The 21,623-nt window shown below is 63.9% G+C and carries 22 protein-coding genes and 3 tRNA genes; 15 read left to right on the forward strand and 10 right to left on the reverse strand.

Annotated elements, in window-relative coordinates; translation table 11 throughout:
* Nucleotides 1–83: 83 nt before the first annotated feature.
* The 3 genes from lon (at nucleotide 84) to GGQ98_RS09510 (ending at nucleotide 3,120) form a co-directional block, all read left to right on the forward strand.
* Entirely contained in the window at nucleotides 84–2,477 is a 2,394-nt protein-coding gene (gene lon / locus GGQ98_RS09500) for an endopeptidase La (RefSeq protein ID WP_184068567.1), read from the forward strand.
* Between the two features lie 136 nt (nucleotides 2,478–2,613).
* Nucleotides 2,614–2,886: an HU family DNA-binding protein gene (locus tag GGQ98_RS09505; protein WP_121049309.1), complete on the forward strand. Its 273-nt coding sequence runs from the start codon at nucleotides 2,614–2,616 to the stop codon at nucleotides 2,884–2,886.
* Nucleotides 2,887–3,045: 159 nt separating this feature from the next.
* Nucleotides 3,046–3,120 (forward strand) — tRNA-Val (locus GGQ98_RS09510).
* A gap of 15 nt (nucleotides 3,121–3,135) precedes the next feature.
* Here GGQ98_RS09510 and GGQ98_RS09515 read toward each other — a convergent pair.
* A complete protein-coding gene (locus GGQ98_RS09515; RefSeq protein ID WP_184068569.1) occupies nucleotides 3,136–3,594 on the reverse strand; it encodes a hemerythrin domain-containing protein in 459 nt (152 codons plus the stop codon).
* A 64-nt stretch (nucleotides 3,595–3,658) separates the two neighbouring features.
* Nucleotides 3,659–3,734: transfer RNA gene (locus GGQ98_RS09520), tRNA-Val, on the reverse strand.
* A gap of 95 nt (nucleotides 3,735–3,829) precedes the next feature.
* On the opposite strand from GGQ98_RS09520, the gene GGQ98_RS09525 reads away from it, so the two are divergent.
* Nucleotides 3,830–4,258, forward strand: coding sequence for a peptidylprolyl isomerase (locus tag GGQ98_RS09525; protein ID WP_207791336.1), 429 nt, complete (start codon nucleotides 3,830–3,832; stop codon nucleotides 4,256–4,258).
* 52 nt (nucleotides 4,259–4,310) lie between these two features.
* On the opposite strand, the gene GGQ98_RS09530 is transcribed toward GGQ98_RS09525, so the two are convergent.
* A complete protein-coding gene (locus GGQ98_RS09530) occupies nucleotides 4,311–4,571 on the reverse strand; it encodes a GlsB/YeaQ/YmgE family stress response membrane protein (protein WP_184068574.1) in 261 nt (86 codons plus the stop codon).
* 84 nt (nucleotides 4,572–4,655) lie between these two features.
* Nucleotides 4,656–6,722, reverse strand: coding sequence for a 3-hydroxyacyl-CoA dehydrogenase NAD-binding domain-containing protein (locus GGQ98_RS09535; protein WP_184068577.1), 2,067 nt, complete (start codon nucleotides 6,720–6,722; stop codon nucleotides 4,656–4,658).
* 126 nt (nucleotides 6,723–6,848) lie between these two features.
* Between GGQ98_RS09535 and GGQ98_RS09540 the strand changes: the two genes are divergently transcribed.
* Nucleotides 6,849–8,030 carry a multidrug effflux MFS transporter gene (locus GGQ98_RS09540; protein ID WP_184068581.1) on the forward strand — a complete coding sequence of 394 codons (1,182 nt, stop codon included), beginning with the start codon at nucleotides 6,849–6,851 and terminating at the stop codon, nucleotides 8,028–8,030.
* A 68-nt stretch (nucleotides 8,031–8,098) separates the two neighbouring features.
* Complete coding sequence (locus GGQ98_RS09545) at nucleotides 8,099–8,875, forward strand: SDR family NAD(P)-dependent oxidoreductase (RefSeq protein ID WP_184068584.1); 777 nt, start codon at nucleotides 8,099–8,101, stop codon at nucleotides 8,873–8,875.
* A gap of 6 nt (nucleotides 8,876–8,881) precedes the next feature.
* On the opposite strand, the gene GGQ98_RS09550 is transcribed toward GGQ98_RS09545, so the two are convergent.
* Nucleotides 8,882–9,364: an Lrp/AsnC family transcriptional regulator gene (locus tag GGQ98_RS09550; protein ID WP_184068588.1), complete on the reverse strand. Its 483-nt coding sequence runs from the start codon at nucleotides 9,362–9,364 to the stop codon at nucleotides 8,882–8,884.
* A gap of 157 nt (nucleotides 9,365–9,521) precedes the next feature.
* Between GGQ98_RS09550 and GGQ98_RS09555 the strand changes: the two genes are divergently transcribed.
* The 6 genes from GGQ98_RS09555 (at nucleotide 9,522) to GGQ98_RS09580 (ending at nucleotide 16,815) form a co-directional block, all read left to right on the forward strand.
* Entirely contained in the window at nucleotides 9,522–11,270 is a 1,749-nt protein-coding gene (locus GGQ98_RS09555; RefSeq protein ID WP_184068591.1) for a sensor histidine kinase, read from the forward strand.
* 58 nt (nucleotides 11,271–11,328) lie between these two features.
* The gene (gene trxB / locus GGQ98_RS09560; protein WP_184068594.1) at nucleotides 11,329–12,294 is read left to right on the forward strand and encodes a thioredoxin-disulfide reductase; all 966 of its coding nucleotides are present in this window, start codon (nucleotides 11,329–11,331) and stop codon (nucleotides 12,292–12,294) included.
* Nucleotide 12,295: 1 nt separating this feature from the next.
* Nucleotides 12,296–13,216, forward strand: a complete 921-nt coding sequence (locus tag GGQ98_RS09565) for a LysR substrate-binding domain-containing protein (RefSeq protein ID WP_184068597.1) — start codon at nucleotides 12,296–12,298, stop codon at nucleotides 13,214–13,216.
* Between the two features lie 241 nt (nucleotides 13,217–13,457).
* A complete protein-coding gene (locus tag GGQ98_RS09570) occupies nucleotides 13,458–14,492 on the forward strand; it encodes a polysaccharide deacetylase family protein (protein WP_184068600.1) in 1,035 nt (344 codons plus the stop codon).
* 40 nt (nucleotides 14,493–14,532) lie between these two features.
* Nucleotides 14,533–14,607: transfer RNA gene (locus GGQ98_RS09575), tRNA-Ile, on the forward strand.
* A gap of 87 nt (nucleotides 14,608–14,694) precedes the next feature.
* The gene (locus GGQ98_RS09580) at nucleotides 14,695–16,815 is read left to right on the forward strand and encodes a transglycosylase domain-containing protein (RefSeq protein ID WP_184068603.1); all 2,121 of its coding nucleotides are present in this window, start codon (nucleotides 14,695–14,697) and stop codon (nucleotides 16,813–16,815) included.
* Here the strand turns inward: GGQ98_RS09580 and GGQ98_RS09585 are convergent.
* From GGQ98_RS09585 to pgsA, 3 genes are read right to left on the reverse strand one after another with little or no spacing between them, the layout of a single operon-like run.
* On the reverse strand, nucleotides 16,812–17,264 hold the full coding sequence (locus tag GGQ98_RS09585) for a molybdenum cofactor biosynthesis protein MoaE (protein ID WP_184068606.1): 453 nt from the start codon (nucleotides 17,262–17,264) through the stop codon (nucleotides 16,812–16,814). The two genes, GGQ98_RS09580 and GGQ98_RS09585, sit on opposite strands and share 4 nt — an antisense overlap.
* Nucleotides 17,261–17,512, reverse strand: a complete 252-nt coding sequence (gene moaD / locus GGQ98_RS09590; RefSeq protein WP_341534174.1) for a molybdopterin converting factor subunit 1 — start codon at nucleotides 17,510–17,512, stop codon at nucleotides 17,261–17,263. The genes GGQ98_RS09585 and moaD overlap by 4 nt, the downstream gene beginning before the upstream one ends.
* Before the next feature lie 4 nt (nucleotides 17,513–17,516).
* Nucleotides 17,517–18,074 (reverse strand): CDP-diacylglycerol--glycerol-3-phosphate 3-phosphatidyltransferase, encoded by a 558-nt coding sequence (pgsA, locus tag GGQ98_RS09595; RefSeq protein WP_184068637.1) that lies wholly within the window; start codon nucleotides 18,072–18,074, stop codon nucleotides 17,517–17,519.
* 57 nt (nucleotides 18,075–18,131) lie between these two features.
* Here pgsA and GGQ98_RS09600 point away from each other — a divergent pair, with 57 nt between their 5' ends.
* Nucleotides 18,132–18,803, forward strand: coding sequence for a nitroreductase family protein (locus GGQ98_RS09600; RefSeq protein WP_184068609.1), 672 nt, complete (start codon nucleotides 18,132–18,134; stop codon nucleotides 18,801–18,803).
* A gap of 17 nt (nucleotides 18,804–18,820) precedes the next feature.
* Nucleotides 18,821–19,279 carry a periplasmic binding family protein gene (locus GGQ98_RS09605; protein ID WP_184068612.1) on the forward strand — a complete coding sequence of 153 codons (459 nt, stop codon included), beginning with the start codon at nucleotides 18,821–18,823 and terminating at the stop codon, nucleotides 19,277–19,279.
* Nucleotides 19,280–19,289: 10 nt separating this feature from the next.
* On the opposite strand, the gene GGQ98_RS19010 is transcribed toward GGQ98_RS09605, so the two are convergent.
* Nucleotides 19,290–20,006, reverse strand: coding sequence for a DUF1428 domain-containing protein (locus GGQ98_RS19010; protein WP_184068615.1), 717 nt, complete (start codon nucleotides 20,004–20,006; stop codon nucleotides 19,290–19,292).
* A gap of 16 nt (nucleotides 20,007–20,022) precedes the next feature.
* The gene (locus GGQ98_RS09615; protein WP_341534175.1) at nucleotides 20,023–20,679 is read right to left on the reverse strand and encodes a glutathione S-transferase family protein; all 657 of its coding nucleotides are present in this window, start codon (nucleotides 20,677–20,679) and stop codon (nucleotides 20,023–20,025) included.
* A gap of 98 nt (nucleotides 20,680–20,777) precedes the next feature.
* Here GGQ98_RS09615 and GGQ98_RS09620 point away from each other — a divergent pair, with 98 nt between their 5' ends.
* Nucleotides 20,778–21,449: a winged helix-turn-helix transcriptional regulator gene (locus GGQ98_RS09620; RefSeq protein ID WP_243451796.1), complete on the forward strand. Its 672-nt coding sequence runs from the start codon at nucleotides 20,778–20,780 to the stop codon at nucleotides 21,447–21,449.
* Nucleotides 21,450–21,623: the final 174 nt, after the last annotated feature.

A 21,623-nucleotide genomic window follows, 5' to 3' on the forward strand; every position in this document is an offset into this window, starting at 1 on the left:
GCCATTGTGCGGCGTGCCGACCGTGCCCATATTGACACACGAGGTGGCGCGGTGCCGCGCCCGGCTTTGGAGTTGTTGAGAGAATGACCGAGACCTACCCCGTCCTGCCGCTGCGCGACATCGTGGTCTTTCCGCAGATGATCGTGCCGCTCTTCGTTGGACGCGAAAAGTCCGTCGCGGCGCTGGAAGCGGTGATGACGGCGAACAAGAACGTCCTGCTGCTCTCGCAGCGCGATCCGTCCGAGGAAGACCCCGAGGGCGAGGATCTTTATGAAGTCGGCACCGTCGCGACGGTGCTGCAGCTGCTGAAACTGCCCGACGGCACGGTCAAGGTTCTCGTGGAAGGCCAGCACCGCGCCGAGGTGACGCGCGTGCGCGCCGAGGATGCCTATCTGGAGGCGGACGTCGTCACGGTCGAGGACGAGACCCCCGACGAGGCCGATCTTGAAGCGCTCGTGCGCTCGGCGGTCAAACATTTCGAGCAATATGTGCGCCTCAATAAGAAAGTGGCGCCCGAAGTCGTCGTGCAGGTCGGCCAGATCGAGGATCCCTCGCGACTCGCCGATACCATCGCATCGAACCTGAGCCTGAAGATCGCCGACAAGCAGGCGCTGCTTTCCGAACGCTCGCCCAGCAAGCGGCTGGAGATGGTTTTCGGCTTCATGGAAGGCGAAATGGGCGTGCTGCAGGTCGAGAAGAAGATCCGCAACCGCGTCAAGCGGCAGATGGAGAAGACCCAGCGCGAATATTACCTCAACGAGCAGCTGAAGGCCATTCAACGCGAACTGGGCGACGGCGACGACGAGGGACGCAGCGAAGTCGACGAACTCGCCGAGAAGGTGAAAAAAACCAAACTTTCGAAGGAAGCCCGAGAAAAGGCCGAAGGCGAACTGAAGAAGCTGAAGGCGATGTCGCCGATGTCCGCCGAGGCGACCGTCGTGCGCAATTACCTCGACACGCTGCTGGCGCTGCCGTGGGGCAAGAAGACGAAGGTTCGCAAGGATATCAAGGCGGCCGAGAAGATTTTGGACGAGGACCACTACGGGCTCGACAAGGTCAAGGAGCGTATCCTCGAATATCTTGCCGTGCAGACCCGCGCCAACAAGCTGAAGGGGCCGATCCTTTGCCTCGTCGGCCCGCCGGGCGTCGGCAAGACCTCGCTTGGCCGCTCGATCGCGAAGGCGACCGGACGCGAGTTCATCCGTCAGTCGCTGGGCGGCGTGCGTGACGAGGCCGAGATTCGCGGCCACCGGCGCACGTACATCGGCTCGATGCCCGGCAAGGTCATCCAGAACCTGAAGAAATCCGGCACATCGAACCCGCTGTTCCTGCTCGACGAAATCGACAAGCTGGGACAGGATTTCCGGGGCGACCCATCGTCGGCGCTGCTTGAGGTGCTTGATCCGGAGCAGAACTCCAAGTTCAACGATCACTATCTGGAGGTCGATTACGACCTTTCGGACGTGATGTTCGTGACGACGGCGAACAGTCTCAACATGCCCCAGCCGCTGCTGGATCGCATGGAGATCATCCGGCTGTCGGGCTACACCGAAGACGAGAAGCTGGAGATTGCGAAGGCGCACCTGCTGCCCAAGCAGATCGAAGCGCACGGTCTGAAGGATGGCGAGTTCGCGATCGAGGACGAGGCGCTGCGCGATCTCATCCGCTATTTCACGCGGGAAGCCGGTGTCCGTACGCTGGAGCGCGAATTGGCGCGCCTTGCCCGCAAGGCGCTGCGGCAGATTCTGGAAGGCAAGGCCGAGAAGGTCACCATCACCCCGGACAATCTCGGCGACTATGCGGGGGTCCGCAAGTTCCGCTTCGGTATCGGCGAGGAAGAGGATCAGGTCGGCGCGACCACGGGCCTTGCGTGGACCGAGGTGGGCGGCGAACTTCTGACCATCGAGGCGGTGACCGTGCCCGGCAAGGGCGCGATCCGCACGACGGGCAAGCTCGGCGACGTGATGAAGGAATCGATCGAGGCGGCGAACTCGTTCATCAAGTCCCGCGCGCCGCAATACGGCATCAAGCCGACGGTGTTCCAGGTGAAGGACATTCACGTGCACGTGCCGGAAGGCGCGACCCCGAAGGATGGCCCCTCGGCGGGTGTCGCGATGGTCACGTCGATCATCTCGACGCTGACGGGCATTCCCGTGCGCAAGGAGGTGGCGATGACCGGCGAAGTGACGCTTCGCGGGCGCGTGCTGCCGATCGGCGGGCTCAAGGAGAAGCTGCTCGCAGCGCTGCGCGGCGGGATCACCACGGTGCTGATCCCTGCGGAGAATGAAAAAGACCTCGCCGAAATTCCGGCGAACGTGAAGGATGGCCTGACGATTCGGCCTGTCAGCCATGTCGATCAGGTGCTTGCCGTGGCGCTGGCCCGCCCGATCGAGCCGATCGAATGGGTCGAACCGGTGATTCCCGCGCCTGCAGTGGCTCCGGCGACCGAGGCTGGAGACCTCTCCATCCGCCATTGAGGCGAAAAGCGATAAAAAGTTCGGGAAAGCCCCAAATTCTGCGGTTTTCCCTTTGACTCTGATAAAGCCGGGCACTTACATGGCGCCCGGCTTTTATTCGCCGATCAACCACTCTTCCGTCTTGGGGGTACAGGGAATGAACAAGCAGGAACTTATCGGCTCGGTTGCGGACGCAGCAGGTCTCTCGCGCGTTGACGCGGGCAAGGCCGTCGAGGCCGTGTTCGAGAGCATCACGAAGGCCCTGAAGAAGGGAGACGAAGTGCGTCTCGTCGGCTTCGGAACCTTCGCAACGGCGAAGCGCAAGGCTTCGACGGGCCGTAACCCGCGCACGGGCGAAACGATGAAGATCGCAGCCAGCGTGCAACCCAAGTTCAAGGCCGGCAAAGGCCTCAAGGACGCGGTCAACTAGGACTGCGCCCGCAAGGGTTTGGTCGAAGGGCGTCGCATTCGCGGCGCCCTTTGCATTTCGGGCATATGCATTTTGAGCCGAGGCGGTGGTTCAGCAGAAACGGGCTGGACACATGGCGGGCGGAAACGTATCTGCACCGCCGGTCCGGTACGCCGGGGCGGGCGCGTAGCTCAGCGGTAGAGCACTCCCTTCACACGGGAGGGGTCACAGGTTCAATCCCTGTCGCGCCCACCATTCCTCTCGTTGCACTTATGTATCTGCGGCGATTTCTGCCTTTTCCGCGGCCTTGCGCTCAGCGAAGACCTCACCCATCTCGTTTTCACACGCACGGGACAACTCTTCCTCTGCGGCCGGGAAGATATCCTCTTCCTCCTCGTCGATGTGGTGCTCGTAGCGATGCTTCATCTGGCGGAAGGTCTCATCCCATTCAGGGGTGGCCATATCCAGATCCTGAAGCTCCTCAAGGAAATCGTCGATCTCCTTGTGCTCCGCCACCGAATGCCGGCCTTCCTTCTGAAGCTCCGGGTTGCCGAGCATGACCGAATACAGCGACTGCTCCTCGGCATTGGCGTGGGCCGTCACCTCGATCCGGAAATCCTCGAACAGTTCGCGCCGTTTCGCGCTGTCGCCCCTCAGGTCGTCGAGCTTCGCGAGAATGGCGCGGTGGCGGTCGTGGTCCGCCTTCAGAAGCTTGAAAACGTCGGTCATCATCGTCCTTCCGTTGCACTGCCGGTTCAACGGTCGAGGATGTTCTGAGGTTCCGCAAGGGCGATGGTGGGCGGTGACGGGCTCGAACCGCCGACCCTCTCGGTGTAAACGAGATGCTCTACCAACTGAGCTAACCGCCCTTATTCGCTTGCGTGTGCTTTTGCCCAACGGCTAGGGACGCGGCAAGCCCTATCTCAGCAAAAAAGGATATGCCGTGACCACCGATACACTCGTTATGACGCTCGAGACGGGCGACGTGAAAATCCGCCTGCGCACCGATGTGGCTCCGGCCCATGCCGAACGCATCCGCACGCTTGCGGACGAGGGTTTCTACGACGGCGTGGTGTTTCACCGCGTGATCCCCGGCTTCATGGCGCAGGGCGGCGACCCGACCGGCACGGGCATGGGCGGATCCGAAATGCCCGACCTGAAGGCCGAGTTCAACGAAGTGCCCCACGTGCGCGGCGTTTGCTCCATGGCGCGCAGCGCCAACCCCAATTCAGCGAACAGCCAGTTCTTCATCTGCTTCGACGACGCGCGTTTCCTCGACCGCCAGTACACGGCCTGGGGCGAGGTGATCGAAGGCATGGAGCACATTGATGCGCTTCCCAAGGGCGAGCCGCCGCGCGAGCCCGGCAAGATCGTGAAATTCCGTTCGGCATGACAAAAAAAGGGCGTCCAAAGCGGACGCCCTTTTCCATTGGTAACGTGGCCCGTTAGCGAACGGTGCCGCGACGAACCAGATTGACGATCGCCAGAAGGATGACCGCACCCAGCAGCGACCAGAGAATGGTCACCAGATTGAGCGGCGCATTCAGGATCGAGGCACCGCCGCCGAGCAGAAAACCGGCGATCAGCGCGCCGACGACACCGACGACGATGTTGAGAAAAATGCCCTGCTGGCCGTCGGTCCGCATAATCATGCTGGCCACCCAGCCGATAAGACCGCCTACGATAAGCACGAGAATGAGATTCATGGCGAGCTCCCTCCTATTGGATCAGGCCCGAAGCCTGAAGCCATAAAGCGAAGCAATCGCCGGATTGTTCCGTAGCCGCGCCAGTTAGTTAAGATCGCGGAAAGATTTGCCTTCGCCGGCAAGGCCGATCAGCAGCGCGGCGGGTTTGAAGGCTTCGCCCTGGGCCTTTTCGTATTTGCCGAGACCCTCGACGACCGTCCTGAGCCCCGCAGTATCGCCGTAGAACATCGGACCGCCGCGATACACGGGGAAGCCGTAGCCGTATATCCACGCGACATCGATGTCGGACGGGCGCTGGGCGATGCCTTCTTCAAGGATCTTCGCGCCTTCGTTGATCATCGGATAAAGGCAGCGTTCGAGGATTTCCGTGTCTGAAATCTGCCGCCGCGCGATGCCGAGTTCGGCTGACTTCGCCAGGATGATTTCCTCGGCGACCTTCGAGGGCGTGCGGTTGCGCTTCTCGTCGTAATCGTAAAAGCCGCTGCCGGTCTTCTGGCCGCGCTTGCCAGCCTCGCAGAGCCGGTCGCGGATGCTCTCGCCCTTCGACGTCGCCGCCGACCAGCCGATGTCGAGCCCGGCGAGATCGGACATCTGGAACGGCCCCATCGGGAAGCCGAAATCGTAGAGCACGCGGTCCACATCCCACGGCATCGCGCCTTCGAGGATCAGCGCCTGCGCCTGATCCTGACGGGCGCGCAGCATGCGGTTGCCGATGAACCCGAAGCAGACGCCTGCAACAACAGGAACTTTGCCGATCGCCTTGGCGAGCGACATCGCGGTGGCAAGCACATCGGGCGCGGTCTTTGCGCCGCGCACCACCTCCAGCAGCTTCATCACATTGGCCGGCGAGAAGAAGTGGAGGCCGACGACATCCTGCGGGCGCGCCGTAGCCGAGGCGATCTCGTCGACGTCGAGATACGAGGTGTTGGTGGCGAGGATCGCACCGGGCTTCGCGATGCGGTCGAGCTTGCCGAAGATATCCTTCTTCACGGCCATGTCCTCGAAAACGGCCTCGATGATGAGGTCGCAGTCCGCCAGCGCCTGAAGGTCGAGAGCGGGGGTGAGGCGCGCCATGTTGGCCTCGACGGCGTCGGGTTTCAGCGCGCCCTTGGCGGCGCTCGCCTCATAGTTGCGGCGCATGACGCCGACGCCGCGATCAAGGGCTTCCCGGCTCGTTTCGACGATGGTGACCGGAACGCCTGCGGAGAGGAAGTTCATGGAGATGCCGCCCCCCATCGTTCCCGCGCCGATCACGCCGACGGACTTCACCGCGCGCGGTTTGGTGCCCTCCGGCAGATCCTTGATGCGGGCGGCCTGACGCTCCGCGAAGAAGATGTGGCGCTGCGCCGCCGACTGTGTGCCCGTCATCAGGCCCATGAACAGCTCGCGCTCGCGCTTCATGCCCTCTTCGAAAGGCAGGCTGACGGCCGCTTCGATGCACTTGATGTTCGCCTCGGGCGCGTCGAAGCCGCGGAACTTGCGGGCGTTCGCTGCGCGGAATTCGGCGAACAAGGCCGGATCGGCGGACACGCTGCGGTCGCGGATTTTCTTGAGCGGGAGGTTCTCGGCGACGACCTTGCGCGCGAACGCGATCGCGCCGCCGCGAAGGTCGGCTTCATCGACGAGTTCATCGACGAGGCCCGATTCCAGAGCGGTTTTCGCGCCGATGGGATTGCCCGACGTGACCATCTTGAGCGCCGCCTCTGCGCCGACGACACGCGGCAGGCGCTGCGTGCCGCCCGCGCCGGGGAGCAGGCCGAGCTTCACTTCGGGAAGGCCGAGCTTTGCCGAAGGCACCGCGACACGGTAGTGCGCGCCGAGCGCGGTTTCGAGACCGCCGCCGAGCGCGGTGCCGTGAATCGCGGCGATCACCGGCTTGGTGGCGCTTTCGATCACGTCGATCATATCGTGAAGACTGACGCCGCGCGGGGGCTTGCCGAACTCGGTGATGTCGGCGCCGGCGATGAACGTGCGACCCGCGCAGATGAGCACGATTGCCTTCACCTCGGCATCGGCGATCGCTGACGCGACGCCCTGCGCGATGCCGTCGCGAACCGGTGCGGAAAGCGCGTTCACCGGCGGCGAGTTCACCGTTATCACGGCAATCTCACCGTCGCGGGAAAGGTCGACAACGTCGTTGATGGCGGTCATAGCGGCGGTCTCCAATGCGTATCCGAATCGGCGATCACGCATAGTCACACCCGTGCGGAGAGTCACCCGCCTAGAGGAACAGGAAGCGTGCCCGGAACTTCGTCCCGAACTTCATCGAAAAAGTCGATGACGGGTCTGGTCGTTCTACTGGGCGGCTTGACCGCGTTCGGCGCACTTTCGATCGATATGTATTTGCCGGCGCTGCCCGCGATCACAGCGGATTTCGGCGCTTCGCACGGTGTCGTTGAACGCTCGCTCGCGACCTTTCTCGCGGGGCTCGCGATCGGGCAATTGGTCTATGGGCCGCTTTCGGATCGGATCGGACGACGCCCGCCGCTGATCGCGGGCGTTGCGATCTACGTGGTTGCATCCCTGCTGTGCGCCTTCGCGGCGTCTCCCAACATCCTTGCCGCGCTTCGCTTCGGACAGGGCCTGGGCGCCTGCGCCGGAATGGTGATTTCCCGCGCCATCGTTCGCGACGTGTTCGATCATCAGGAGTCGGCGCGGGTGTTCTCGATGATCATGCTCGTGTTCGGGCTGGCGCCGGTGCTGGCACCGCTGCTCGGCAGCTATCTTATGGTGGTGACGAACTGGCGGGCCATTTTCGTCTTCATGACGCTGTTCGGGCTTGTGATGCTCTATGTCATCCTGTTCCGGCTCCGCGAGACGCGCTCCGACGCGACCGAGGCGACGGCGCGCGGCGAGCATCCGATTGCCGCGCTGGCGTTGCTGGCGACCAACCGCAAGCTGCTTGGCTATCTGCTCGCGAGCGCGTGCAACAGCGCCTGCCTGTTCACCTATATCTCGGCGTCACCCGCACTTATCATGGGGACTTACGGCATTTCGCCCACCGGCTACGGCTGGCTCTTCGGGCTCAACGCGCTTGGCCTTGTGATTGCCAGCCAGCTGAACCGCGTCGCGCTTTCACGCTTCCGAGCCGACAGCATTCTTGCGGTTGCGAGCATCGTTGCGGCGTTGTTCGGGCTCGCATTCCTCGCAATCGCGATTCTGGATATTGGCGGTCTTCCAGCGATCACGGTGATGTTTTTCGGCATTCTGTCCAGCTTCGGTTTCATGATGGGCAACGCGAGCGCGGGGGCGCTGAGTGTCGATCCGTCACGTTCGGGCTCGGTCAGCGCGCTGTTGGGGGCCACCGGTTTCACCGTGGGGGCGCTGACGATGACGATTGCCAGCCTGCTCGCGGACGGAACGGCCGTTCCAATGGCCGCAGTGATGTTCGTATCGCTGGTGATCGCTGCAATGGCTTTTTTCGGCCTGACACGCGGCGACGGCGCAGCGCGCGGATGACCGTTTTCATAGCTGACGTGATGCCGATCTGACGGCACAACGGGCTTCTGAAACCAACGGAGGCCGACATGGGCAAGCTCGCAGACAAGACCGCGATCATCACAGGGGCGGCGAGCGGCATCGGCCGCGCCAGCGCGCTGCTTTTCGCGGAACAGGGCGCGCGTGTCTTCATCGCCGACCGCAGCGAGGCCGTTCGCGAGGTGGCCGCCGAAATCGGCGATGCCGCCGCAGCCTTCATCGGCGACGCGGGGGACAAGACGTTCATCGATGGCCTCGTGGCGGCGGTGACGGCACATGGCCCCCTCGACATCGCCTTTGCCAACGCGGGTATTTCCGGGGGCATGAACCGCCTGCTCGACCTGGAAGTGAGCGAGTGGGAAGAGGTGCTGCGGGTGAACCTGATCGGTGCGTTTCTGCTGGTGCAGGCCTCGGCGCGCGAGATGATGAAGGCGGGGAAGGGGGCGATCCTCTGCACGGCGTCCGTTGCCGGTATCCGCTCGGGCGCGGGCGGCTCGCCCTACAGCGCATCGAAGGCCGGCGTTATCAACTTCGTGCAGACGAGCGCCTACCAACTTTCCGGCACGGGCATCCGTATCAACGCGATCTGCCCCGGCGTCATTGAAACCGGGATGACGCAGCCGATGTTCGACATGGCGCGCGAGCGCGGCACCGAAGGCAAGATCGGCCAGCTGAACCCGCTTAAGCGCGCGGCGCAGCCGATCGAGGTCGCCCGGCTGGCGGCATTCCTCGTGTCTGACGACGCATCCTATGTGAACGGTCAGGCGGTGGCGGTGGACGGCGGGCTTTCCGCCTCGCATCCGGTCGTGCCCGGAAAAATCTGGTAGGCCCTCTCAGGCGTCGTCGACGGGGATGCCCGGCTGATTCTTGGACGTGCGGATGGTGAGCGACGTTTTCACGTGCTCCACATTCGGCGCAGAGGTGAGATGGGCAGTGAGAAAGCGCTGAAACTCCTGGAGATCGTGGGCGACGATCTTCAGGATAAAATCGATTTCGCCGTTCAGCATGTGACATTCCCGAACAGGCGGCAATTGTGCGACATGCTCCTCGAACGCCCGCAGATCATTTTCCGCCTGGCTCTTGAGGCTGACCATCGCAAAGACCATGATGCCGTAACCCAGCGCTTCGGGATTGAGATCGGCATGGTAGCCGCGGATGATCCCGGCGGTTTCGAGCGCGCGCACGCGGCGGAGCGTGGGCGGCGCGGTGAGCCCGGCGCGGGTCGCCAGTTCGACGTTGGTCAGCCGACCTTCTTCCTGAAGATTTTTCAGAACAATCCGGTCGGTTTCGTCGATAATATGTCGATCTGACGGCATTTGCCGCAACCTTTCAATGATTTGTAGCGATGCGTTATAATATAATTACCGCGAAGCGCAATTCGAACACGTCGTAAAGGCGGATTTAACCGAAAGGCTTCAAGAATCGTCCTAACCGGGACACATTACGTTCCCGAAAGGACTGCGCGATTCCATAATGCGCCATGACGACACCATAAGAACGGCCGTTGCGCTGGCGGAGAGGGATTCTCCCGACGCGCGTGCGGCCGCTTTTCGTCAGCTCATCGATCTTTCGCTGCAGGGCAAGGATTGCACCGACGGGCGTTTGAAGAGGCGCGCGCTTCGGGCGCTGCTGCGCCTCCGCCTCGACGTGCCCGAATCGCTGCGGAATGCGATGATCGACAAGGCGGCGCGCACCGGGGCGCGAAGCCTGCATCTGCGCCTTTTCCGGGCGAGCGTTTCACACCATTACGACAGGATGCTGCAGGTCGCCCGCCTCGACGAACCGGAATGGTGGCGTCTCGCGAGGCGCGCGCCGAAACATCTCCATGTGGGAATGCTTTCGCGCCGTGATCTGCCGGGGCCGGTGCGCGAACTGCTTTCGGGCGGCACCGGGGGCGGGAGCATTGTGGGGAGCGGCGGGGCAGACCGACTGTTCGTACCCGACGCCGACATCGCTGCCAAACCTGCGGAAGTTGTCGACAAGGCCAGATTCGCGCCTCTGATAGCGCCCCTGGCGCTGGACACGCCCGGAGCGCCCGCACTCGAATCCGGCCGCAGCCAGATTCGGGAACTGCTGGACCGGATCTCGGCGTTCCGTTCGCGAGGACATGAGCCTGAACCCGCGCCCCCTGGAGCGGAGCCTGTTGTCGATCGCAGCGAAAGCCCGGTCGAGGAACTCGAACGCCGGTGGACATGGCGCTGCGACGAACAGGGCGTGCTGATCGAAAGCCCCGCAACACCGCCGCAACTGGTGGGCCATTGGCTGGTGGAGTTCGACACGCCCGACGGCAGCGGACAGGTGCGCCGCGCGGCGGAGCGGCGCGTGCCATTCCGCGATGTGATCGTGACCTGCCAACCCGAAATGGCGCTTCCGGGCCGCTGGCGAATGTCCGGCTTGCCGCAGTTCGATCGCAAAACAGGGCGGTTTACGGGCTATTGGGGAAGCGCCATCGCGCTCGACCCACCCGAACGCATCGCCGCAGCGACCTCGCAAGCGGCGGGTCTTTTCGGCACGGGCGCCTCCAGCGAGGCGTTCGCAACGATGGCGCACGAGGTGCGCACGCCGCTGAATGCCATCATCGGTTTCGCGCAGCTGATTGAAGGCGAAATCCTGGGCGAAGCCGGTGCGGAATACAAAGCGCAGGCGGGCGATATCCTGAAGCAGGCGGAAAAGCTGCTGACGGCTTTCGATGACCTTTCGGACGCCGCGCGCATCGAGCAGGGGCGATACCGGCCCGGTCTCGGCACGTTCGACGCTGCGGCGGAGGCGCGCACGGTGATCGCGCGCTACGAGGGGCTCGCCCGCGATCGCGGCGTGACGCTCGTGCCGTTCGTTTCCGATACGATTCCGCCTGTTGCATCGGACTCATCGGTTTTCGACCGCGCGCTGGCGCGGCTGCTGACGGCTGCGGTGGCCTGCGCGGCCGCCGACGAAGCCGTGCTGGTGATCGTGCAGGACGAAGGCGGCAAGCTGAGGGTCGCGGTAAACCGGCCGCGCGCCACGCTCGGCAAAAGCGAGGACGAACTGTTTGACCCGGCGGGCATCCCCGGCGGCGAGGACGCAGCGCCGGTGCTGGGCGTCGGCTTCGGGCTCAAGCTTGTGGGCAGCCTTGCCGCGACCGTGGGCGGTACGTTCCGGCTGACCCCCCACGTCTTCGAGCTTTCCATCCCCCTGGGGCAGCCGCCCCAGCGACACGAGGACGACGCAAGCGAGGCCTCGTAATCGGCGCATCCAGCGATTACATCACTGTTCGAATTCAAGTCAGCAGGGATCAGGTTCGATGGGTGAGACGAAGCATGTTCGGGTGGCGGTGATCGGTTCGGGACCCGCAGGGTATACGGCGGGTGTCTATGCGGCTCGCGCGGCGCTGAATCCGGTGATTATCCGCGGCCTTCAGCCAGGCGGACAGCTCACCATCACAACCGACGTCGAGAACTGGCCCGGCGAATCGATGATCATGGGCCCGGACCTGATGGAGAAAATGGCGGCGCAGGCAAAGCATGTCGGCGCGGAAATCGTCGACGACATCGTCACCGACGTGGACATGTCGCGCCGTCCGTTCCGGCTCACGCTCGATTCGGGCAATGTCTATCTTGCCGACACGGTTGTGATCGCCACCGGCGCGCAGGCGCGCTGGCTGGGTCTGGAAAGCGAAGGCCGTTTCCGTGGCTTCGGGGTTTCTGCGTGCGCGACCTGCGACGGCTTCTTCTATCGCGGCAAGACCGTCGCGGTGGTCGGCGGCGGCAATACGGCCGTGGAAGAGGCGCTGTTCCTCACCAACTTCGCCCAGAAAGTCTATCTCATTCACCGCCGCGATGAACTGCGCGCCGACAAGACGAACCAGGCGCGTCTGCTGGCCAACCCGAAAGTGGAGCCAGTGTGGAACGCGGAGGTCGCCGAAGTCATCGGCAGCACCGATCCGCTCGGCGTTACCGGCCTCACGCTGCGCGGCCTGAACGGTGCGCCGGACCGGGCGCTCGATGTCGACGGGCTGTTCATCGCGATCGGCCACGACCCGGCGACCGGGCTGTTCAAAGGCAAGCTGAACATGGACGATGAGGGCTACATCCTCACCGCGCCCGACAGCACCGCGACATCTGTTCCCGGCGTGTTTGCCGCGGGCGACGTGAAGGACAAGGTGTTCCGTCAGGCCGTGACGGCGGCGGGCATGGGCTGCATGGCCGCGCTGGAGGCCGAGCGCTTCCTCGCCCACGGTGAAGCCGCGCTCGCGGAAGCGGCCGAGTAGCGTGCTCGACTGGGAGAAGCTCCGGCTTTTTCATTCCGTATCGGAAGCGGGCAGCTTCACCGAGGCATCGCGCCGCCTGGGCATGAGCCAGCCGGCGCTTTCCCGCCAGATCGCCTCGCTTGAGGAGTCTCTGGGCGCCAAGCTGTTCCACCGTCATGCGCGCGGGCTCGCGATGACCCACGAAGGCGAACAGCTGGCGGCGACGACGACCGAAATGTTCGAAAGGGTCGAGCGGACGCGGCAGGCGATCGACCTGTCGAAGGACAGGCCGACGGGCGAGATTCGCCTGACGACCACCATGTCGTTCGGATCGACCTGGTTGCCGACCATGCTGCGGGAGTTTCTGGAGCGCTATCCCGATATCCAGATCAACATGGTGCTGACCGACGACGATCTCGATCTCCAGAAGCGCGAGGCGGACGTGGCGATCCGCTTTCACCCGTCGACGCAGAATGATCTGATCCAGCGGCAGCTCGCCGCCATCCGCTATCGGCTGTGCGGATCGCCCGAATATTTCGCGCGCCACGGCGTGCCCGGCACGGTCGCCGATCTCGATCATCACCGCATCATCGCCTTCGGCGAAACCGCACCCGCGACGATTCGCGGCGTCAACTGGATCCAGGATGTGGGTCATCAGGGGCCGCCGCGGCGACCCGTGCTCGTCGTCAACAGCGTCGTGGGGATTCTGCAGGCGGTGGAAGCCGGTGTGGGCATCGCAGCATTGCCGAGCTACCTCATTCGCGATTCGGGCCGGGTGAAAGTGATCCTGCCCGAGGTTCAGGGGCCGGTGTTCCGAACCTATTTCGTTTATGTGCCCGAACTCCGTAATGCCATACGGATCAAGGTATTGCGGGATTTTCTTATCGAGAAGATGGTGCCCGCGACGCTCGATATCGACGAAAGTTATGCTCTGGGTGCATAGCTGCACTGTGAAATGCGGCAGTGCACAATAGGTCAGGCTTCCCGTACACAACGCTCATCGCAGCAACACATCGCTGCAACGAGATCGAAGGCCCGCTCCCCTCCCTCCCCGCGGGCCTCGGTAGACGGGTCCCCGGCTTCACCTCCCTCCCTCCCAAGAAGCCGGGGACCTAACCCGTTTCAGGGTCTCCCTTTTTCTCGGCTTTACTTGCCCGAAACATTCGAGCGCTTATTGTCGCGAAATGCTGGCGCCTTCGGAAAATCAATACATCTCATTCGGCCCGGAATTCGGCCCGCGCGTGCTCGTTTTCGTGGATACCGAAGAGGAGTTCGACTGGACGCAGCCCAAGAGCCGCGATTCGACCTCGGTCAAATCCGTGAAATCGCTGCCGAAGGTGCACAGCCTGATGCGCGGCTTCGATATCAAGCCTGCCTACATGGTCGATTATCCCGTCGCCACGACACCCGAAAGCGTCGAGGTGCTGCGCGCGCTGTCTGAAAACGAAGGGGCGACGATCGGCACGCAGTTGCATCCCTGGGTGAACCCGCCGTTCATCGAACGCGTCGAAGGGCCCAACAGCTTTCCGGGCAATCTGCCGCGCGAAGTGGAACGCGCCAAGATCAAGGCGCTGACCGACGCCATCGCCGAGAATTTCGGCGCGGCGCCCCTGGTTTACCGGGCGGGTCGCTACGGCGTGGGGCCCAACACCGAAGCGCTGCTCGACGAACTCGGCTACCGGATGGACGTGTCCGTCCGCCCGTATTTCGATTACCGCGCCGAGGGTGGCCCCAGCTTCCGCAACATCCGTCCGCAGCTCTATTGGACGGGCCCGGAGCGACGGCTTCTCGAACTCCCGCTGACGTCCACGTTTACCGGCGGACTGCGCGTATTCGGTGAGCGCGCTTTCGAACTGGCGACGCGCGTACCTCGCCTGAACGGCCTGCTGTCGCGCACGTCGTTGCTGGGACGCGTGGCGCTGACCCCCGAGGGTATCCCGCTCGACGAAGCGATTCAGGCGATCGAACTTCTCGTCGAGGCGGGGACACAGATATTTTCGATCTCCTTCCACTCGCCGTCGGTGGAGCCGGGGCATACGCCCTATGTCCGCGATGCGCGCGATCTCGCCGATTTCTATGCCTGGTGGGACGGCGTGCTGACGACGCTGACACGCGCGGGCGTCAAGCCCGCCAGCGTCGAGGAAGTCGTCGCCGCAGCCCATGCCCAGCGCGACGGAAAGGCATCTGCCGGACTTGCGGAGCAGGCTGTGAGCGTTTAAGCGCTGCGGTCGTCCGGCGCAGGGGAACAGGCGGGGCGACGGGCCTGTAGCTCAATGGTAGAGCCGGCCGCTCATAACGGCTAGGTTGGGGGTTCGAGTCCCTCCGGGCCCACCATCCCCCTATCCATCGGCCGCGAATGGGAACGATTGAACGGGCCACTGTTTTGCGTAAGTATGACAGTATGAAGATGTCGAGCCCGCAATGATTTTCCGCCGCCCGCGCGTCGAGTCGCTCGATCCGGATGAATATCGCGCCTGGTCGTCCGAGTTCGGCGGGCAGGAACCTCCGCCCGGCGATGAGCCGAGGCCGCGCCCGCGTTGGCTGCGCTGGCTGCCGAAGATCGCGGCGGGCGTGCTTCTCGTCTTTCTGGCCATCGTTGCCTGGCTGGCGATTACCGCTCCGCTCGGCAAGGCGCTCGAACCGCTGGAGACACCCGCGCTGGTACTGACCGCTGCCGACGGCACGCCGATCGCGCGTCGCGGCAGTTTCAAGGCGGAGCCGGTCGACGTGACGAAGCTGCCCGATCATGTCGGCGAGGCGTTCGTCGCCATCGAAGATCGGCGGTTTTACGATCACATCGGCATCGACATTCGCGGCATTATGCGCGCCGCGCAGGCGAATGCCGCCGCCGGACGCGTCGTTCAGGGCGGCTCCACGATCACGCAGCAGCTCGCCAAGACCAGTTTCCTCAGCCTCGACCGCAGCCTGACGCGCAAGGCACAGGAGGTCATCATCGCCTTCTGGCTGGAGGCGTGGCTGACCAAGGATGAAATTCTCTCGCGCTACCTTTCCAGCGTCTATTTCGGCGATGGTGCCTACGGCGTCCGCGCAGCGTCGGAGCAGTATTTCAGCAAGGAGCCGGAGCAGTTGACGCTGGGGGAGGCCGCAATGCTGGCGGGCCTCGTAAAGGCGCCGTCGCGCCTCGCGCCGACCAACAACTATGAAGCGGCGCGCGAACGCGGAAAGCTGGTTATCGCGGCAATGAAGGAGCAAGGCCTGATCACCGACGCGGAATGGCAGAGCGTGCGCCGCGCGGCCCTGAATCCGGGCCGGAAGGGCCTGCCGACCGGAAGTTATTTCGCCGACTGGGCTTGGGCGGAGGCCGCCAACAGCGCGCCCGATACGTTCGGCGAGGTGAGAGTGGCGACGACGCTCGACAGCCGCCTGCAAAAGCTGGCGGAGCGCGTGGTGAAGCGCAATCTCGACCGTGCAGGCTGGCACAATGTCGGCGAGGCGGCGCTCGTCGTCATGCATCCCGACGGCCGGGTCGTCGCGATGGTCGGCGGGCGGGATTATACGAAAAGCGAGTTCAACCGCGCGGTGCAGGCAAAGCGGCAGCCGGGTTCCGCCTTCAAGCTGTTCGTCTACCTCGCCGCACTTCGCGGCGGCATGGACGTCGACACCGAGATCGAGGACGAGCCTGTCACCATCGGCGACTGGAGCCCGAAGAACAACGACGGCAAATATCGCGGACCCATCACGCTGAAGCGCGCCTTCGCGCTTTCATCGAACGTCGCCGCCGCGCGGCTTGCCAACGAGGTTGGGGCAGGGGCGATCCGCAAGGCCGCACGCGACCTCGGCATAAAGGACGAGATCGGTGACGACCTGACGATCGCGCTGGGCACATCGACGATGTCGCTGCTCGACCTGACCGCGGCTTATGCTTCGGTTGCGGGCGGGACGCCTCCCGTCGTGCCCTATACGGTGTCTGCGCCGGTGCGGGATGCAGGCGTGATATCCCGTCTTCGGGCGCTCGGCGGTGACGGGTTGCCGGAGCGCGCCGCACTTCGCGAGATGATGCGCGCGACAATCGACTACGGGACGGGAACGCGCGCGAAACTGCCGATCGCAGCGTTCGGCAAGACGGGCACGACGCAGGATTCGCGCGACGCAATCTTCGTGGGCTTCGCGGGCGACCTCGTCGTCGGGGTATGGGTCGGCAACGACGACAACGCGCCGATGAAGGGCGTGCTCGGTTCGACGCTGCCCGCCGCGATGTGGCACGAGTTCATGATGGAGGCGTTGCCGGAGGTCCGCCAGATCTCCGCGCGTCAGGCCGAGGAACGGCGGGAGCAGGAAGAGGCGGACGCCGCCGCGCAGGTGGACCTGTCCGTCCTGCTCGGGCCGGATGTCGAGGCGGTGATGCGAGGCGAGCCGATCGACGCCGCGCGGGCGGCGGCGCTGCTCGGGCAACTCGGCAACGTGCTCGCCAACACGCCCGAAGACGCCGACGGCATTCGCGCTGCGGCGCGCGCGCTTTCGGACAGGATCACGGGGGCGATTGCGGAAGGCGAGACGGAGGAACCGGGGGCACAGCCCTAAGCCTGGTGTTGGATCCAGCGATTTCGCGCGGTGTCGTCTTCGGTCTTGGCTTCGACCCAGCGGCTTTCCGCAGCGGTCTCTTCCTTTTTCCAGAACGGCGCGCCGGTCTTCAGATAATCCATGACGAATTCGCAGGCGGCAAAGGCGTCGCCGCGGTGGGCGGCGGCGATAGCGACGAGGACGATGGGATCGCCGGGAAGGAGACGCCCGTGACGGTGGATGACCGTGCCGCCGAGCAGCGGCCAGCGCCGTGCGGCCTCGGCGGCGATCGCTTCCAGCGCCTTCACGGTCATTGCCGGATAGTGCTCCAGCGTCATCGCCTCGATTTCGCCGCCGCGCACGAGGCCCACGAAGCTGGCGATCGCACCGATGTCGGTACGGTCTTGCGAAAGCGCGCGGGTTTCCGCGCCCAGATCGAACGCCCCGGTCTGGACGCGGACGCTTATCATCCTCCGGTCACGGGGGGAAAGATGGCGAGTTCGGCGCCTTCGCGAAGCGGAGCATCGGCATCAACGAAATCCTGATCGAGCGCGAAGCGCAGGCGATGCGGCTCGGCAAAGGCCGACGCATAGCCGTCGCCGAGCGCGGAAAGCGCGGTGAGCACCTCGCCGACCGTCAGCGCCGCGAGGTCGCGCGTCTCGCCGTCGATGCCGATACGTTCGCGCACCCATGCGAAATAGAGCAGGTCCAGCTTCACGGTTTCACGCCATGTGCTTGAGGCCGACGCGCAGATAATCGTAGCCGGTGACGAGCGTGAGGATCGCGGCGGCCCATAACGTCGCGACACCGACCTCGTAGGCGGGAAGCCACGTGAATCTGATTTCCGCCGCGCCCGCGAGGATGAGCGCACCGAGCGAGATCATCTGGAACGCCGTCTTCCACTTGGCGAGCTGGCTGACCGGGATGGAGACCTGAATTCCGGCGAGATATTCGCGCAGACCCGACACGGTGATCTCGCGGATGAGGATGATGATCGCGGCGATCACAGTCCAGCCGTGAACGATGTCGTTTTCGACAAGCATGATAATCGCGCCGGCGACCATGATCTTGTCCGCGATCGGATCGAGGAAGACACCCAGCTTCGAGACCGTGCCCTGCGCGCGCGCCAGATAGCCGTCGAGATAATCGGTTGCGCCTGCAATGCAGAAGACCACAAATGCAATCAGATAACCGAACCAGCTCGCGTTCCACATGAGAACGACAAGAAGGGGCACCGCAAGGATGCGGGAGAGCGTGAGCAGATTGGGGAGGCTGGACAGCATGGGCGGACGTTAGGCTATCGTATGCGCCTGCTCAACATGGCTTTGGGGAATGATGTGGACGTAAGTGAAGCGATTGCGACCCGCCGCTCGGTGCGCGGCTTTCTGGATCGACCCGTCGATCCCGCGCTGCTGCGCGGAATCGTGGAGAAGGCGGCGCGCGCGCCTTCGGGCGGAAACCTGCAGCCCTGGCACATTTACGTGGTCGGCGGCGACGAACTGACGCGGCTGAAGGAAATCATGGCGCAGCGGATCACCGAAGTGCCGCGCGGCGAGGAGATGGAGTACGATATTTACCCCAAAACCCTCGGCGAACCCTACGCTTCGCGGCGGTTTCAGGTCGGCGAGGATATGTACGGCCGCATCGGGATTCCGCGCGAGGACCGGGACGCGCGTCGGCGCTGGTTCGCCCGCAATTTCATGTTCTTCGGCGCGCCGGTTGCGCTGTTCTGTTATGTGAGCCGCACGATGGGTCCGCCGCAGTGGTCCGACCTCGGCATGTATCTTGAAAACGTGATGCTGCTGCTGCGCGAGGCGGGGCTCGATTCGTGTCCGCAGGAATGCTGGGCGATGTATCCCAAGACGATCGGCGCCTTTCTGGATGCGCCGGACGCGCAGATGCTGTTCACCGGGATGGCGATCGGCTGGAAAGACCCCGACGACCCTGCCAACACTCTCCATGCGAAACGCGTGCCACTTGCAGAATTCGCCGAATTCCGGGGCATATGAGGCGCGCTGCCGCCCTCGTGACGCTGCTCCTCGCCGCAGCCTGCGCGACGCGGGCGCCCGACTATAATCGCAGCTGGGCGATTTTCGACGCCGAGCCTTCCGAGGGCAATGCCGTGAAGCTCGTCTACGGTGTGCCGAACAGCGATGACATCGACCTGTTTGCGGTCTGCGACCGGGAGGCGAACGTGTTTGAACTTGCGTTCTTCACCGCTGATTCGCGCATGTCCGTGGCCGAAGGAACGCGCACCCAGCTGCTGGTCGGTCCTCCGGAAAAGATCACCTCGCTGATGGCCTCGGTCCAGCACCATCCATCCGGGGAAATGATGGTCGTGGCGCGCGTCGGCCTGCCTCCGCGCTTTGTCCGTGACTGGGCGGGCAAGCGCGTGACACTGGCCGGGCAGGGGACGGCGATGACGCTGCTGGCCCGCCCCGAGGCGGCGATGATCGAGGACTTCCTGAAGCGTTGCGGCCAATAAGCCGGCGGGCTCATGCATCCACGATGGGCTGGAATCCGCCGAAGATCATGCGCATGCCGTCGAACGGCATGTTTTCATGCGACATTTTCATGCGCTCGTCTTCCATGACGGCCTTCATGCCGTTGTCACGGATGGCTTTCGACGGCCATTCGATCCAGGAAAAGACGACGGTTTCTCCCTCCTTCGCGTGTGCGGCGCGGCGATAATCGGTGATCTTGCCGTCTGGCACGTCGTCGCCCCAGCATTCGACGAAGCGCGCGGCGCCGTGATCCAGAAACACCGCTGACGCCTCGCGCGCCATCGTGAAATAGGCGTCCTTGTTGCCGTCCGGCACGGGAAGAATGAACCCGTCGACATAGCCCGTGGCGCCGCCTGGGCCGATTTCGACATACGGAACGAAGCCAGCGAAGATCATGCGCATGCCGTCGAACGGCATATCGCCCATCGCGGCCATCCGTTCGTCGGATCCCATACGTTCTTGCGCGGCATCGCGGGTGGTTTTGTCGGGATACTCCAACCACGAAAACACGACCGTTTCATCGGCCTTTGCCTGCACCGCGCCCACGAAATCATTCACCTTGCCCGCCGGAACGTCGTCGCCCCAGCATTCTACGACGCGGGTGGCACCAAACTCCCTGAACAGCGGGGCGGCAGCAGCGGCGTGATCGCGGAAAATGTCCTTGTTCGCAGTGGGCACGGCAAGGACGAACCCTTCAACATAATGCATGTGTCTTCTCCTGTGTTCAGGCCGCAGTCGCTTGGAGCGCTGCAAGGTGATCGGCCATGGCCTTCCTGTGCGCGGGGCGGGCCTCGCCGCGCTGCACATAGGCGGCAATGCCGGGATGGCGATCGAGAACGCCGGTGTTGCGGAGCCCGCCGAGCACGGACACCATCATGAGATCGCCCACGGTGAAAATGTCTCCGTCGAGCCAGGTCTTGTCTCCAAGCGCTGCGGCGAGATCGGTGAGGCCGCTGTCGAGCGTCTCAAGAACGGTGGGACGGCGATCCTGCGACCACGACTGATCGGCTTCGAACACGTCGTTGATCAAGAGCGCCATGACGCGCGGTTCAACCGTGTTGAGCGCGGAAATCAGCCACTGTATCGCTTTCATACGCCCCGCCGTGTCGGCAGGGATGAGCTTTCCCGCACGCGCGGCGATGTGCAGTACTATTGCGCCGGATTCGAAAATTTCACCCTCGTCGTCCCGGTACGTCGGCACCTGGCCGAACGGTTGAAAGGCGCGGTGCGGCGGCGTCTTCGAGAACGGGATGTCGATGTAATCAACCGCGTAGGGCTGGCCGACCTCCTCGAACGCCCAGCGCGGGCGCATATCTCGAACGAGGCCGCGCGCGAATTCCGGAACCCATCCGAATGTGGTGATGACAGGCTGCTGCGTCACACGGCCTCTCCCTCTATGCCTATAGGCAGAAGCTGGCATATCGGTTATAAAAAGCAACCATGAAATTACAAAAAATAACTAAAAATGCGACGGGCGGCATGCGGTGGTACGATGACGCGTGCGGCGCGGCGCTCGCGCTGGAGCTTGTGGGAGAGCGCTGGGCGCTGCTCGTGATGCGCGAACTGATGTTCGGGCCGCGCCGCTTCGGTCAGATTCGGGCGCACCTGCCGGGCGTGAGCGCAAATGTGCTAACGCAGCGGCTGGAAGGGCTGGAGGCTCACGGGGTGCTGCGGCGTACGGTTCTGGCACCGCCCGCGTCGGTGCCGGTCTATGAACTGACGCCCTGGGGCTATGAGGCCGAGCCGATCCTGCAGACGATGGGCCGCTGGGCGGCACGGTCGCCGAAACACGATCCTTCGCTGCCGTTGTCTCCCGCCTCGACGATGCTGTCGCTGCGCACGATGCTGGACACGACGCGGGCAGGGGACATGCGGGCGGGGATCGCGTTCCGGTTTCCCGATGACGCTTTCGTCGCCGACCTGGCGGACGGGCGGCTCGCCATCCGCCGGGGCGAGAGGGATGACGCCGAGGTGATCTTCACCGGGGGAACGATGGCACTTATCCGCGTCTTCTACGGCAAGCGGCCGATCGCGGGTGAAGCGCTGACGGTGGACGGAGACCCCGGGACGGCAGCGCGCTTCATCGATCTTTTCGCGCTGCCGCCCAAGGTGGAGAGCGCCGCTGCCCAGAGCGGGCAGCGTGATTTCTGAATCACGCTGCCCGCTCTAAATCTTTGTGGACGCATCGTTTTCTGCAAAAAAACCGGTTCCCACTTTTCCGCACGGTGCCCTAGGCGCTGTCTGCATTCATTTTATCCAGATCATCGCGCAAGCGAGATGGACGAATCCCATGAATGCGGTGAGGGTTTTCTCGCAGCGGAGGGC

Origin of the sequence: Sphingosinicella soli (assembly GCF_014199685.1) — a bacterium.
In the GTDB taxonomy this organism is placed as follows: domain Bacteria; phylum Pseudomonadota; class Alphaproteobacteria; order Sphingomonadales; family Sphingomonadaceae; genus Sphingosinicella; species Sphingosinicella soli.

What these genes read in the sequence shown, in the direction of transcription:
- lon (WP_184068567.1), top strand. Translation starts at nt 84, where the DNA reads ATGACCGAGACCTACCCCGTCCTGCCGCTGCGCGACATCGTGGTCTTT.
- GGQ98_RS09505 (WP_121049309.1), top strand. Translation starts at nt 2,614, where the DNA reads ATGAACAAGCAGGAACTTATCGGCTCGGTTGCGGACGCAGCAGGTCTC.
- GGQ98_RS09515 (WP_184068569.1), bottom strand. Translation starts at nt 3,594, where the DNA reads ATGACCGACGTTTTCAAGCTTCTGAAGGCGGACCACGACCGCCACCGC.
- GGQ98_RS09525 (WP_207791336.1), top strand. Translation starts at nt 3,830, where the DNA reads ATGACGCTCGAGACGGGCGACGTGAAAATCCGCCTGCGCACCGATGTG.
- GGQ98_RS09530 (WP_184068574.1), bottom strand. Translation starts at nt 4,571, where the DNA reads ATGAATCTCATTCTCGTGCTTATCGTAGGCGGTCTTATCGGCTGGGTG.
- GGQ98_RS09535 (WP_184068577.1), bottom strand. Translation starts at nt 6,722, where the DNA reads ATGACCGCCATCAACGACGTTGTCGACCTTTCCCGCGACGGTGAGATT.
- GGQ98_RS09540 (WP_184068581.1), top strand. Translation starts at nt 6,849, where the DNA reads ATGACGGGTCTGGTCGTTCTACTGGGCGGCTTGACCGCGTTCGGCGCA.
- GGQ98_RS09545 (WP_184068584.1), top strand. Translation starts at nt 8,099, where the DNA reads ATGGGCAAGCTCGCAGACAAGACCGCGATCATCACAGGGGCGGCGAGC.
- GGQ98_RS09550 (WP_184068588.1), bottom strand. Translation starts at nt 9,364, where the DNA reads ATGCCGTCAGATCGACATATTATCGACGAAACCGACCGGATTGTTCTG.
- GGQ98_RS09555 (WP_184068591.1), top strand. Translation starts at nt 9,522, where the DNA reads ATGCGCCATGACGACACCATAAGAACGGCCGTTGCGCTGGCGGAGAGG.
- trxB (WP_184068594.1), top strand. Translation starts at nt 11,329, where the DNA reads ATGGGTGAGACGAAGCATGTTCGGGTGGCGGTGATCGGTTCGGGACCC.
- GGQ98_RS09570 (WP_184068600.1), top strand. Translation starts at nt 13,458, where the DNA reads ATGCTGGCGCCTTCGGAAAATCAATACATCTCATTCGGCCCGGAATTC.
- GGQ98_RS09580 (WP_184068603.1), top strand. Translation starts at nt 14,695, where the DNA reads ATGATTTTCCGCCGCCCGCGCGTCGAGTCGCTCGATCCGGATGAATAT.
- GGQ98_RS09585 (WP_184068606.1), bottom strand. Translation starts at nt 17,264, where the DNA reads ATGATAAGCGTCCGCGTCCAGACCGGGGCGTTCGATCTGGGCGCGGAA.
- GGQ98_RS19010 (WP_184068615.1), bottom strand. Translation starts at nt 20,006, where the DNA reads ATGCATTATGTTGAAGGGTTCGTCCTTGCCGTGCCCACTGCGAACAAG.
- GGQ98_RS09620 (WP_243451796.1), top strand. Translation starts at nt 20,778, where the DNA reads ATGCGGTGGTACGATGACGCGTGCGGCGCGGCGCTCGCGCTGGAGCTT.